This is a genomic window from Kitasatospora sp. NPDC096204 (assembly GCF_044763205.1).
In the GTDB taxonomy this organism is placed as follows: domain Bacteria; phylum Actinomycetota; class Actinomycetes; order Streptomycetales; family Streptomycetaceae; genus Kitasatospora.
Genome location: NZ_JBIWFT010000022.1, coordinates 47,630 through 59,825, shown reverse-complemented (window position 1 = coordinate 59,825; position 12,196 = coordinate 47,630). Strand labels below are relative to the sequence as shown.

The 12,196-nt window shown below is 73.0% G+C and carries 11 protein-coding genes; 6 read left to right on the top strand and 5 right to left on the bottom strand.

Annotation, left to right across the window (positions count from 1 at the left end; translation table 11 throughout):
* Nucleotides 1-127: 127 nt before the first annotated feature.
* Genes glp through ACIQ87_RS23920 form a run of 3 tightly spaced genes read right to left on the bottom strand, consistent with a single transcriptional unit; the run spans nt 128 to nt 3,392 of the window.
* Nucleotides 128-1,465: a gephyrin-like molybdotransferase Glp gene (gene glp / locus ACIQ87_RS23930; RefSeq protein ID WP_402409922.1), complete on the bottom strand. Its 1,338-nt coding sequence runs from the start codon at nt 1,463-1,465 to the stop codon at nt 128-130.
* Nucleotides 1,466-1,499: 34 nt separating this feature from the next.
* The gene (galU, locus tag ACIQ87_RS23925) at nt 1,500-2,420 is read right to left on the bottom strand and encodes a UTP--glucose-1-phosphate uridylyltransferase GalU (RefSeq protein ID WP_392874068.1); all 921 of its coding nucleotides are present in this window, start codon (nt 2,418-2,420) and stop codon (nt 1,500-1,502) included.
* 51 nt (nt 2,421-2,471) lie between these two features.
* On the bottom strand, nt 2,472-3,392 hold the full coding sequence (locus ACIQ87_RS23920) for a GGDEF domain-containing protein (RefSeq protein WP_402409920.1): 921 nt from the start codon (nt 3,390-3,392) through the stop codon (nt 2,472-2,474).
* 63 nt (nt 3,393-3,455) lie between these two features.
* Between ACIQ87_RS23920 and ACIQ87_RS23915 the strand changes: the two genes are divergently transcribed.
* A complete protein-coding gene (locus ACIQ87_RS23915) occupies nt 3,456-4,046 on the top strand; it encodes a 5-formyltetrahydrofolate cyclo-ligase (RefSeq protein ID WP_402409918.1) in 591 nt (196 codons plus the stop codon).
* 132 nt (nt 4,047-4,178) lie between these two features.
* Here ACIQ87_RS23915 and ACIQ87_RS23910 read toward each other — a convergent pair whose 3' ends face one another.
* Complete coding sequence (locus ACIQ87_RS23910; protein WP_402409916.1) at nt 4,179-6,896, bottom strand: penicillin acylase family protein; 2,718 nt, start codon at nt 6,894-6,896, stop codon at nt 4,179-4,181.
* Between the two features lie 240 nt (nt 6,897-7,136).
* Between ACIQ87_RS23910 and ACIQ87_RS23905 the strand changes: the two genes are divergently transcribed.
* The 5 genes from ACIQ87_RS23905 to mscL all read left to right on the top strand — a co-directional run bounded on the left by ACIQ87_RS23905 (nt 7,137) and on the right by mscL (nt 11,804).
* Nucleotides 7,137-8,621, top strand: a complete 1,485-nt coding sequence (locus ACIQ87_RS23905; RefSeq protein WP_402409914.1) for a potassium/proton antiporter — start codon at nt 7,137-7,139, stop codon at nt 8,619-8,621.
* Nucleotides 8,622-8,964: 343 nt separating this feature from the next.
* Nucleotides 8,965-10,356 carry an MFS transporter gene (locus tag ACIQ87_RS23900; protein ID WP_402409912.1) on the top strand — a complete coding sequence of 464 codons (1,392 nt, stop codon included), beginning with the start codon at nt 8,965-8,967 and terminating at the stop codon, nt 10,354-10,356.
* Between the two features lie 125 nt (nt 10,357-10,481).
* Complete coding sequence (locus tag ACIQ87_RS23895) at nt 10,482-10,793, top strand: FmdB family zinc ribbon protein (protein WP_402409910.1); 312 nt, start codon at nt 10,482-10,484, stop codon at nt 10,791-10,793.
* Between the two features lie 288 nt (nt 10,794-11,081).
* A complete protein-coding gene (locus ACIQ87_RS23890) occupies nt 11,082-11,354 on the top strand; it encodes a hypothetical protein (RefSeq protein WP_402409908.1) in 273 nt (90 codons plus the stop codon).
* A gap of 30 nt (nt 11,355-11,384) precedes the next feature.
* On the top strand, nt 11,385-11,804 hold the full coding sequence (mscL, locus tag ACIQ87_RS23885; RefSeq protein WP_402409907.1) for a large conductance mechanosensitive channel protein MscL: 420 nt from the start codon (nt 11,385-11,387) through the stop codon (nt 11,802-11,804).
* 55 nt (nt 11,805-11,859) lie between these two features.
* Here mscL and ACIQ87_RS23880 read toward each other — a convergent pair whose 3' ends face one another.
* On the bottom strand, nt 11,860-12,093 hold the full coding sequence (locus ACIQ87_RS23880; protein ID WP_402409905.1) for a hypothetical protein: 234 nt from the start codon (nt 12,091-12,093) through the stop codon (nt 11,860-11,862).
* Nucleotides 12,094-12,196 lie beyond the last annotated feature (103 nt).

Below are 12,196 nucleotides of genomic sequence, written 5' to 3'. Positions count from 1 at the left end.
CCGGGCCGCGCCCTGGTCGTCGACGTGGGTGAGGCGGTCGCCGGGGGGAGGTGTCGTCACGGGGAACTCCAGGGGCGCGCAGGTCGAATACCGCGCTACCGTACCGTTCCCGGGTCCTGGTGGCCGATCAGGAGTCCAGCAACACCACGTCGACCTCGCTGCCGGCGGGCAGTTCGGTGGTCTCCTCGGGGACGGCGATCAGGCAGTTCGCCCGGGCCAGCGCGCCGACCAGGTGCGATCCGGCGCCACCCACCGGCTCGACCGTGCCGTCCGCCGCCGAGTGACGGCCGCGCAGGAACTGCCGGCGGCCGGCCGGGGAGCGCAGCGCCGCCGGACACACCGCGCGGACGACCGGGCGGTGCACGTCGGCGGCGCCGAGCATGGTGCGGATGACCGGGCGGACGAAGAGCTCGAAGGAGATGTAGGCGCTCACCGGGTTGCCGGGCAGGGCGAGCAGCGGCACCCCGGCCGCGCCGCCGATCCGGCCGAAGCCCTGCGGCTTGCCCGGCTGCATCCGCAGCCGCCGGAAGTCGACGCCGCCGTAGGACTCGAAGACCTCCTTGACCACGTCGTACGCGCCGACGCTGACCCCGCCGCTGGTGACGATCAGGTCGGCCCGGCCGAGCTGCTCCTCCAGGACGGCGCGCAGCCGGTCGGCGTCGTCCGGGACGGCGCCGACCCGGTAGGCGATGGCGCCGGCCTCCTGGGCGGCCGCGGTGAGGGTGAAGCTGTTGGAGTCGGCGATCTGCCCGGGGCCGACCGGCTCGCCGGGCTGGACCAGCTCGCTGCCGGTGGACAGCACCACGACCCGGGGACGCGGGCGGACCTTCACGGTCGGCCGGCCGATCGCGGCGAGCAGGCCGAGCTGGGCGGGGCCGAGCCTGGTGCCGCCGTCCAGCACCCGGGTGCCGGCCGCGACGTCGCTGCCGCGGCGGCGGATGTGCGCGCCCGCGGCGACCGGGCGCAGCACCCGGACCTCCTCGTCGGGGACGGGCGCGGTCATCGCGTCGGCGGCGACCCCGGTGCCGGTGCCGCCGTCGGTCCACTCGACCGGGGCGACGGCCTGGGCGCCGGGCGGCAGCGGGGCGCCGGTCATGATCCGGGCGGCCTGGCCGGGGCCGACCTTCGGCAGCTCGGCGGCGCCGGCGGCGATGTCGCCGACCACCGAGAGCACCGACGGGTAGGTGTCGGTGGCGCCCTCGGTGTCGGCGGTGCGGACCGCGTAGCCGTCCATCGAGCTGTTGTCGAAGGGCGGCAGGTCGCCGTCGGCGACCACGTCCTCGTCGAGCCGGCAGCCCTGGGCGTCGAGCAGCCGGAGCTCGATCGCGGGCAGCGGGCCGACCGCGGCCAGCACGTCGGCGAGGTGCTCGTCCACCGTCCAGAGCCGCGGGGCCGCCGGGGCCGGGTCCGTTCCGGTGTCGCAGCAGGCGCTGGGCATGGTGCTGTGCTCGGTGGACCCGGTCATCGGCGGCTCGCTCTCGGTCGTGGTCGTTCCTGTGTCAGTCCTGCATCTCGGTGTCGACGAACTCCCGCAGCCAGGAGCGGAACTCCGGGCCCAGGTCCTCGCGTTCGGCGGCCAGACGGACGATAGCGCGCAGGTAGTCGGCGCGGTCGCCGGTGTCGTAGCGGCGGCCCTTGAAGAGCACGCCGTGCACCTGGCCGCCGTCCGCGGCCTCGCGGTTGGTCAGCTCGCGCAGGGCGTCGGTCAGCTGGATCTCGCCGCCGCGGCCGGGCGGGGTCTCCCGCAGCACCTCGAAGACCAGCGGGTCGAGGACGTAGCGGCCGATCACGGCGTAGGCCGACGGGGCCTCGCCGGGCTCGGGCTTCTCGACCAGGTCGGTCACCTGGAAGACGTCCTCGCCGAAGCCGTTCGCCTTGACGGCGGCGCAGCCGTAGAGGTGGATCTGGGAGGGGTCGACCTCCATCAGCGCGACGACGGAGCCGCCGAGCTGCTGCTGCACCTCGATCATCCGGGAGAGCAGCGGGTCGCGCGGGTCGATCAGGTCGTCGCCGAGCAGGACGGCGAAGGGCTGGCCGGCGACGTGCTGCTCGGCGACGGAGACGGCGTGGCCCAGGCCCTTCGGGTCGCCCTGGCGGACGTAGTGCATGTTGGCCAGCTCGACGGACTCCCGGACCCTGGCCAGGCGCTGCTCGTCGCCCTTGCGGACCAGCAGCTCCTCCAGCTCGTAGGCGCGGTCGAAGTGGTCCTCCAGCGCGCGCTTGTTGCGCCCGGTGACCATCAGTATGTCGGACAGGCCGGCGGCGGAGGCCTCCTCGACGACGTACTGGATCGCCGGCTTGTCGACGACCGGGAGCATCTCCTTCGGGGTGGCCTTGGTCGCCGGGAGGAAGCGGGTGCCCAGTCCGGCCGCGGGAACCACGGCCTTGGTTACCGGCACTCGGGAGTTGGTCGTCGTCATGCGTTTACCTTACTCAGGCACGTTTTCGCCCGGCCGAGCGCAGTCGGACGGCTAGGACAGCGCGTCGCGGGGCCCGGCCACGGTGGCTGGTGTATGGGTCACGACCGGCTGGGAGAGCAGGTCCCCGCCGACACAGGCCGACAGACTACCCGCCTTTTCCGAACGGTCACCTTCGCCCTCCGCTCCGTGACCGGGCGGGCAAGTGGCCTGCTCGGGGCGGTCGCCGCCGGGTCGGTCGGACTCCTCGGACGGCCGGGTCGACAGCCGCCAGCAGTCGCCGCCGGCCGCCCTGGCCGCGGTGAGCGCGGCGTCGGCGGCGCGCAGCAGGACGGCCGCGTGGGTGCCGTCCTCGGGCAGTACGGCGATGCCGGCGGCGGCGGTCAGGCCGTTGCCGGCGGCGGGACGGGACTCGCGCGGGCCGGAGGACCAGTCCAGCAGCAGGTGCCGGCGCACCGACCAGACCAGCCGTTCGGCGACCTGCGCGGCGCCCTCGGCGCCGGTGTCCGGCAGCACCACCAGGAACTCCTCGCCGCCGTAGCGGCCGAGGGTGTCGGCCCGGCGGATCTCCATCGCGAGCCGCTGGGCGAGGTCGCGCAGCACCGCGCCCGCCCGGCCCCGGCCGTGCTCGGCGACGACCGCGTCGAAGCCGGTGATGGCCAGCATCAGCACGGCGAGCGGGCGCGGCCCTTCGGCCTGCTCGGTGTGCTCGGCCCGGCGGGCCCGTTCGATCTCGCGGTCCAGGGTGAGCTGGAGGTGGCGGTAGTTCCACACGCCGGTGAGCGGGTCGCAGGAGGCGGTGCGCTCCAGTTCGTCGCAGCGGTCCTCCAGCTCGGCGATCCGCGCGCGCAGCCGCTGCGCCCCGGCGGCGGCCCCGGCCCGTTCCCGCCGTCCGCGCAGTCCGAGGGCGGTGGCGCCGGCCAGTGCGGGGACGCTCAGTGCGGCCAGGGCCTGGACCAGCAGCGGGGTGGTCAATGGGGGGCGCCCCTTCGCGTGTCAGGCTCTGCGCGTCGACGGTGCGCAGGCCAGGAGGATCGGATGAACGAGGATCGGATGCCCAACGAGAAGAGCGGCCTGAGGACACGGCTGTTGGCCCGACGGCGCGAACTGGCCGCCGGGGAACGCTCGGCGGCGGCCGGCGCGCTGGCCCGGCACGCCGGTGAGCTGGCCGCCGCGGGCGACACGGTGGCCGCCTACGTCTCGGTGGGCTCCGAGCCCGGGACGGGACCGCTGCTGGACGCGCTGCGGGCGCGCGGGGTGCGGGTGCTGCTGCCGGTGCTGCTGGCCGACAACGACCTGGACTGGGCCGAGTACGCGGGCCCCGACGCGCTGGCCCCGGCCGGGCGCGGACTGCTGGAGCCGGTCGGCCCGCGGCTCGGCCCGCGGGCGGTGACGGAGGCCGCGGTGGTGCTGCTGCCGGGCCTGGCGGTGGACCGCTCCGGGCTGCGGCTGGGCCGGGGCGGCGGCAGTTACGACCGGGTGCTGGCCCGGCTGGAGCGGGCGGGGGTGCGGCCGGTGCTGGCGGTGCTGCTGTACGAGCACGAGCTGCTGGAGCGGGTGCCGGCCGAGCCGCACGACCGGCCGGTGGACCTGGCGGTGCTGCCCTCGGGGGTGCGCGGGCTCGGCTGAGGCCGGCGGCCGTGGGCGGGAACGGCGGCGGCCCCGCTCCCTCGGGGGAACGGGGCCGCCGGTGGCCGGGCCGTACGGGCTTTACCGGCCGTACGGGCTGTACGGGCTGTACTGGCCGTACGGGCTAGGACGTCAGCCGGTGGTCAGCACCAGCTTGTGCTTGGTGGCCTTCTCGACCGCGTCCGGCGAGTAGGCCCAGGTCAGCAGTTTGCCCTTGAGCCAGAGGTCGGTCTGGTCGTTGTAGTTGTCGTGGAAGGCGTGGCCGGAGGCGCCGCCGACGTTGACCCAGCGCGAGGCGTCCAGGTCGTTCAGGTCGACCACCATGCGCATCGACGGGATCCAGTCCACCTGGTAGCCGGCCGCCGCGTTCCAGCCGGCCGCGTCGACCGCCGCCGAGCCGCCGGAGAGCCGGTACGGGCCGCGGTTGAGCAGCTTGTGCACCGCGCCGGAGGCGATCGAGGAGTCGTCGGTGCCGAGGGTCTGCTCGCGCAGCTCCAGCTTGTGCAGGCGGCCCCAGCTCCAGGTGGAGACGTCCTTGCTGAGCAGCGAGGTCAGCTCCTGGCGGGCGTTCTTCATCGCCTCCTGGAGCAGGTTGTCCAGGCCCTTCTGCTCCTTGTGCTGGTCGTCGATGTACGTCCACCACGAGCTGTCGGGCTTCTCCAGCTGCTGGCGCACGACCTCGGTCCAGCGGTCGCCGCCGTCCGGCTGGGCCTTGCCCGGCTCGCGGGTGCCGCACTCGGTGACGATCTTGGTGGAGCTGTCCGGCTTGGTGGGGTCGTCCTGCTGGCGGACCAGCAGGCAGTTGTCCTTGGCCCGCAGGTCGGCCGGGAACTTCTGCCCGAAGGCCAGGGTCAGCAGCTGGCGCCAGACGCCGTTGTAGTAGGCGGCGGCCGCCGAGTCGGCGTCCTGGTGGAAGTTCCAGTCCTTCAGCAGGTCCTGGGCCTCGCGCACGTACGGGTCGCTGACCGGCTGCTTGAGCAGCAGCGGGACCAGCGTCTTGGCCATCACGCTGGTGTTGTCCAGCTGGAGGGTCTGCATGTCGTCCGGCGAGATCTTGCCGTTGTTCTTGAGCAGGCCCTCGATCTGGTCGGTGATCTCCTTGGCGCGGGTGCCGTACTCCCAGTCCTTGGTCAGGGTGTACTTGTAGCTCGGGTCCACCACGGCCTGGTTGGCGGTGACGATGTAGCCGGCCGAGGGGTTGAGGCTCCAGGGCAGCGCGGTGAAGGGGATCGGGTCCTTCCACTGGTACGTGGAGTCCCAGCCCGGCGCGGGGTAGCTGCCGTCGCCCTTGCCGCGGACCGGGATGGTGCCCGGGGCCTGGTAGCCGATGTTCTTGGCGTCGGCGTAGATCAGGTTCTGCGCGGGGACGGTGAAGTCCTTGGCGGCGGCGCGGAACTCGTCCCAGTTCTTCGCCTTGTCCAGCTCGAAGACGGCGTCCATGGTCTTGCCGGGGCTGAGCGCCGTCCACTGCAGGGCGACGCCGTAGCCGCTGGTGCCGCGGTCGGGGGCGGACGGGCCGTTGGGGGCGTACTTGCCGACGTTCTGCTGCTCGCTGCTCTGGTCGGAGATCAGCGGGGCGCCGGTCTGGGTGGTGCGGACGGTGATGGTGCGGTCCTCCCCGCCGGCGACCTTGATGGTCTCCTTGCGGAGGTCGAACTTCACGTCCTTGCCGTCCACCTGGTACGTCTCCGGGCCGGTGACCTTCTCCAGGTACAGGTCGGTGACGTCGGCGCCGAGGTTGGTGAAGCCCCAGGCGATGTCCTTGTTGTGGCCGATCACCACGCCGGGCATGCCCGCGAAGGTGAAGCCGGAGACGTCGAACTGGCAGGCCGGGGAGCTGGTCCGGCAGTGCAGGCCCATCTGGTACCAGACCGAGGGCAGGCCGGGGCCGAGGTGCGGGTCGTTGGCCAGCAGCGGCTTGCCGGTGGTGGTGTGCGAGCCGGCGACCACCCAGGAGTTGGAGCCGATGCCCTGGCCGGGGCGGCCGAGCAGCTGCGGCATCGCGTCGATCCGGTCGGTCAGGCCCTGCAGCAGCGCCTTGGTGGTGGCCGCGCCCTGGGCGGTGGCGGTGCCGGGGGCCGCGCCGGACTGCGGGGAGCCGTCGGCGGGGCGGTAGTTGTCGCCGGCCACCGTGCCGGTCTTCACGATCGTGCCGTTGCGGGCGTACGGGTAGTCCGGGTACAGCTCGGCGATCTTGTCCGGGCCGAAGTCCTGGGCCAGCAGCGAGCGGTCGATCTCCTCCTGGAGGTTCCCCGAGAGGTTCCAGGCCATCGCCTTGAGCCAGGCCACCGAGTCGACCGGGGACCACTGCTCGGGCTGGTAGCCGCTGTTGACGACGCCGAGCAGGCTGTACTCCAGCGAGGCCTTCGCGCCGCCGGGGTGCTCCGCGAGCCAGGCGTTCACGCCGTCCGAGTAGGCCTGGAGGTACTTCTTGGTCTCCGGCGACAGCTTGGTGTCGAACTCCTTCTGCGCCACCTGCCGCCAGCCCATGGTGCGGACGAAGGCGTCGGTGTCGACCTGGCCGTCCCCGAACATCTCGGAGAGCCGGCCGGCCGTGATGTGCCGACGGACGTCCATCTCCCAGAAACGGTCCTGCGCCTGGACGTAGCCCTGGGCGCGGAACAGGTCCTCGTTGGTGTCGGCGTACAGCTGCGGGATGCCGTTGGCGTCCCGCTTGACGTCGACGGGCGCGCTCAGGCCGGCCACCTTGACGCTGCCGTCGACCTCCGGGAAGGAGGCGCGGACCGCGGAGACCCCGCGGTAGCCGCCGTAGCCGGCGCCGGCCACCAGCAGCACGACCAGCACGATCACGATCAGACGGGCGCGCCGGAACTTCTTCGAGCGGGGCATCTGGGTCCTTGCGGTCCTGACTTCGGGGCGGGCGGGCGTGTCCAGGGCCTGCGGCCGTGACAGGGCACCACATTAGGCCGAGAGGGCCGGGCACCGTGAACGGGGGACCAAGCTAAAGATATGGCAAAATGTTAGACTGCGTAACGATCCACAAGGGGAGTATTGACGACTTCTTAACGCGTCGGCCCCACAGCACCACCAGACACCCCGTCCGCCCCTGCCTGCCCGAGGTGCCCCTGCGTGAACGTCTCCCACCTGAACCAGCTCCTGCTTGAGTCCTCCGTGATCCTGCTGTTCGCGGTGGGCGCCGTACGCCTCTCGACCCGATCAGGGCTGCCCAGCCTGCTGATCTACCTGGGGATCGGTGTGGCGCTGGGCCAGAACGGGATCGGTGTCACCTTCAACAACGCCGAGCTCACCCAGGTGCTCGGCTACGCGGCACTCGTGGTGATCCTCGCCGAGGGCGGCCTCAAGACCAGCTGGCGCGAGATCAAGCCGGTGATGCCGGCCGCGACCGCGCTCGCCACCGTCGGCGTCGGCGTCAGCGTCTTCGCCACCGCGGCCGGCGCCCACTGGCTGGTCGGCCTGGACTGGCGGACCTCGCTGCTGCTGGGCGCCATCGTCTCCTCGACCGACGCGGCCGCCGTCTTCTCGGTGCTGCGGATGGTCCCGCTGCCGAACCGGCTCACCGGCCTGCTGGAGGCCGAGTCCGGCTTCAACGACGCGCCCGTGGTCATCCTGGTCGTCGCCTTCGCCACCACCGGGGAGCTGGACTCCTGGTACGTCCTGATCGGCACGATCATCGCCGAGCTGGCGATCGGCGCCGCGATAGGCCTCGCCGTCGGCAAGATAGGCGCCTACGGGCTCAAGCACGTCGCGCTGCCCTCCTCGGGCCTCTACCCGATCGCCGTGATGGCGCTCACCGTGCTCGCGTACGCCGGCGGCGCGCTGCTGCACGGCTCCGGCTTCCTCGCCGTCTACGTCAGCGCGGTGATACTCGGGAACTCCAAGCTGCCGCACGGCCCGGCCGTCCGGGGCTTCGCCGACGGACTGGCCTGGATCGGGCAGATCGGCATGTTCGTGCTGCTCGGCCTGCTCGTCACGCCCGAGTCCATGGGCGACGCGGTGGTGCCCGCGCTGGTGATCGGCGCGGTGCTGGTCTTCCTGGCCCGGCCGCTGTCGGTGATGCTCTCGCTGACCCCCTTCAAGGTGCCGGCCCGCGAGCAGGCGCTGCTGAGCTGGGCCGGCCTGCGCGGGGCGGTGCCCATCGTGCTCGCCACCATCCCGGTGGTGTCCGGCGCGCACCGGGCCGAGGACGTCTTCAACATCGTCTTCATCCTGGTCGTCGTCTTCACCCTGCTCCAGGGGCCGACCCTGCCGTGGGTGGCCAAGCGGCTGCGGCTGGACGAGGGCGACATGGGCCAGGACCTGGGCATCGAGTCCGCGCCGCTGGAGAAGCTGCACGGGCACCTGCTGTCGGTCGCGCTCTCCCCCGGCTCGAAGATGTCGGGCGTGGAGATCAGCGAGCTGCGGCTGCCCAAGGGGGCGGCGGTCACCCTGGTCGTGCGGGAGGGGAACTCCTTCGTGCCGGACAAGGCGACGGTGCTGCGCGGCGGGGACGAGCTGCTGGTGGTCACCACGGACGAGGTCGGCGAGGCGGCGGAGCGGCGGCTGCGGGCCGTGGACAAGGGCGGCAAGCTCGCGGGGTGGCTGAACGGGCGGTGAGCCCGGGCGGTCCCTCGGCTCCCGGGCCGTCCCTCGGCTCCCGCCCCCCGGCTCCCGGGCCTTCCGCCCGGGAGCCGGGGCGGGGGGCGACGGGGGTGGCTGGCGGTGTCTACGCGCGTAACTGTATGCTGGTCCGACCAGCCGTATAACCATCGTTAGACCACCCCCAGCATCTGCCTGACGCAGAGTTGGCGCGACCGCTCGGCGGCCGCGGTCCGGTCCCCGGCCACCAGGCCGGCCCGACCCGGTATCTACCCCGGTCGACGCGCGAGAGGACGACTCTCGGCGCCGTCGGGGCTCCACCATGCCCTGCCGCGCTACCAGGCAGCAGGAAGGACCGACCGTGACGGCGCGCCGAACGGTCGACACCGCCGCGGACCACGCGGCCACCACCCCCGCAGCTCCGGCCCCCGCCCGGGTCGGGTACGGCGAGCTGCTGCGCACCCCCGGGGCCTGGACGTTCCTGTTCCCCGCCCTCGTCGCGCGGCTGCCGTACGCGATGCTCAGCATGGGCATCCTGCTGCTCGTCACCCAGACCCACGGGTCGTACGGCACCGCCGGTACGGTCACCGCGGTCGCCGCCGTCGCCCAGGCCCTGATCGGGCCGCAGACCGGGCGGCTCGCGGACCGCTACGGCCAGGCCGCGGTGCTCGTGCCGACCGTCCTGGTGCACGCGGTCTCGGTCGGCGCGCTGATCGCGCTGGCGCTCGGCCACGCGCCCGCCTGGAGCCTGTTCCTGGCCGCCGTCCCGGCCGGCGCGAGTGTGCCGCAGGTCGGCGCGATGGTCCGGGCCCGCTGGGTCGCCAGGTTCACCGCGGACGGCGCCTCCGAGACCTCCGCGGCCCGGGTGAGCACCGCGTTCGCGTTCGAGTCCGTGACGGACGAGTTCACCTTCGTGATCGGCCCGATCCTGGCCTCCGGCATCGCCGCCCTCGCCAACCCGGCCACCGCCCTGGCCGCCGAGGCCGGGCTGACCCTCGTCGGCGGCCTGGCCTTCGCCGCCCAGCGGCGTACCGCCCCGGCCCGGATCGTGCCCCAGCCCGGCACCAAGCGCGCCTCGGCGCTCGCCTCCCCCGGCGTCCGGCTGCTGGCCGGGTCCATCCTCGGGGTCGGCGCGGTGTTCGGCGGCATGCAGGTGTCGGTGAACGCCTTCGCCGACTCGGTCGGACAGCACGACGCCGGTGGCACCGTGTACGGGATCTTCGCCGGCGGCTCGATGCTGGCCGGTGTGCTGTACGGCGTCATCGCCTGGCGGCGGCCGGTGCAGCAGCGGATGCTGATCAGCTACGCGCTGCTGGTGCTGGGCTGCTCGGTGCTGTGGGCGATGCCGAACCTGGTCGCGCTGACCGTCGCCGGGCTGGTCTGCGGGCTGGCCATCGCGCCGACCCTGATCAGCGGCTACACCCTGGTCGAGACGCTGGTCGCGGACGGGGCGAAGACGGAGGCCTTCACCTGGCTGACCGGCGCCATCGGGCTCGGCCTGGCCGTCGGCTCGATGGCGGCGGGCCGGCTGATCGACGGGCACGGGCCCTCGACCGGGTTCCTGGTGCCCGTGGTCGGGGCGGGGCTGGGGCTGGTCGCGCTGTTCTCGCTGCGGCACCTGCTGGTGGCGCCGGGGGACGTTCCGGCCGACGGTTCGGGTGCCGGTTCGGGTGCCGGACCGGCCGGCGGTTCGGGCTCCGGATCGACGGAACGCGGTGGCACCGGGCGGCTGGTGGGCGCGGCCAAGGGCTGAGCGGCGGTGGTCCGGCGGCCCGGCCCGGTCCATCTCACACCGGAGTCGCTGGACTGATCCCGCGGAATACCGCATCATTGACCATCGTTAGCACTCATCAGGCGAGAGTGCCAGGAGGAAGACAAGTGCCCACGTACCAGTACCAGTGCACCGAGTGCGGCAACGGCCTGGAGGCGGTGCAGAAGTTCACCGACGAGGCGCTGACCACGTGCCCCGACTGCCAGGGACGGCTCCGCAAGGTCTTCTCGGCCGTGGGCGTCGTGTTCAAGGGCTCCGGCTTCTACCGGACCGACAGCCGCTCCTCCTCCAGCAGCTCGGTGGGCGCCGGGTCGTCGTCGACCTCTTCGACGTCGTCCAGCACGTCCACGACCTCTTCTTCGTCGTCGTCGGGCTCCGGCTCCTCGACCTCGTCCAGCCCGGCTCCGGCCGCGAGCTGACCTCGGCGCCGGGCATCGGCCCGGACGGCCCGCAGTCCTCGGAAAGGCCCGTCGACCCCGCTTCCGCGCGGGGCGGCGGGCCTTTCCGCATGCCTCCGCACGCCTCCGCACGGGCTTGCGGTCAAGCCGGACCGGCCCGCCTCACTCTCGTGGGTGGACGAAGTCGTCCACAGGGGCCGGGTTGTCCACAGGCCTGGGGAAAGGACTTCCGGAGTTCGACGGAAACGCCCATCGTGTGGCTCGTCCGGTCCGCGAGGGGCCGGCCCGCCGACACCCGGAGGTGCGTCGATGACGACCGTGAGCTTCTCCCTTCCGCTGCCCGCCCCCGCCGTGCCGCCCCGGCAGGAGCTGCCGAGCTTCCCGCCGATCCGGCGCGGGTGCGGCGGGTGGCACCGCTGGCGCAGCGCGGTGCGACGGCGGGCCGGGGTGCCCGCGCTGGCGCTGCTCGCGACGGCGGCGGCGCTGGCGCTGGGTCCCGCGCGGGCCGGTCTGCCGCCGCCCCACGGGGGCGCGCTGGGCCGGACGGGTTGTCAATCCGGGGCTATGGAAGATCACCCGTAACCGGAATGCGACTTCGTCGTTCGAGGCGGCATGAAGGGCTTCAAGGAATTCCTGCTGCGCGGAAATGTCGTCGAACTCGCCGTGGCCGTGGTCATCGGCGCGGCCTTCACCGCCATCATCAACGCCTTCGTCAAAGGCGTGATCAATCCGATTGTCGGCGTATTCGGAACGAAGGACCTCGCGTCCTACAGTTCCTGCCTCAAGGGGCCCTGCGAGGTGAGCCCGACCGGAGAGGTCACGTCCGGGGTCCTCATCCTGTGGGGATCCGTGCTCAGCGCCGCGCTCCAGTTCCTGATCACCGCGGCGGTCGTCTACTTCGTTCTGATCCTGCCCATGAACAAGCTGGCGGCCCACCGCAAGTCCGCCGCCGAGAAGGCGGCGGAGGCCGAGCTCAAGGAGGTCCAGCTACTGACCGAGATCCGCGACGCGCTGGTCACGCCGCTGCGCTGACCGGTGGGCGCGCGTCGCCCGCGGTCCCGCTCCCCCGTTCCCGCTCCCCCGTCCCTCAGTCCCCGTGGTGCGGCGGGCGCTGGCTCAGGTACCAGTCCAGCCCCCGCCCACCGCTCTCCCCGGCCCCGGGGCGGTCGCCCCAGCCCGCGTCGGTGTCGTCACTGGTCTGCTGGTCGAACGGGTCCCGGAAGACCAGCCGGGCCTTGGCAGCCGAGGCCTTCCGAGGCTCCCGCACCTGGTCCTGGCCCTGCTCCTGGCCCGCTTCCCGTCCCTGTTCCTGCTCGCTCACGCCGTCCACTCCGTCCGTTCGTCCCTCCCCTCCAGACTAAGAGCCCCGTGGCACGCCTCGGGCCCCGGTGCGGAGCGCTCCGCGCCAGGGCCCGGGTGAGGGG

Bases quoted from the DNA above. Each gene is read 5' to 3' on its own strand.
- glp (WP_402409922.1), bottom strand. From the start codon at position 1,465: ATGACCGGGTCCACCGAGCACAGCACCATGCCCAGCGCCTGCTGCGAC.
- galU (WP_392874068.1), bottom strand. From the start codon at position 2,420: ATGACGACGACCAACTCCCGAGTGCCGGTAACCAAGGCCGTGGTTCCC.
- ACIQ87_RS23915 (WP_402409918.1), top strand. From the start codon at position 3,456: ATGAACGAGGATCGGATGCCCAACGAGAAGAGCGGCCTGAGGACACGG.
- ACIQ87_RS23910 (WP_402409916.1), bottom strand. From the start codon at position 6,896: ATGCCCCGCTCGAAGAAGTTCCGGCGCGCCCGTCTGATCGTGATCGTG.
- ACIQ87_RS23890 (WP_402409908.1), top strand. From the start codon at position 11,082: ATGACGACCGTGAGCTTCTCCCTTCCGCTGCCCGCCCCCGCCGTGCCG.
- mscL (WP_402409907.1), top strand. From the start codon at position 11,385: ATGAAGGGCTTCAAGGAATTCCTGCTGCGCGGAAATGTCGTCGAACTC.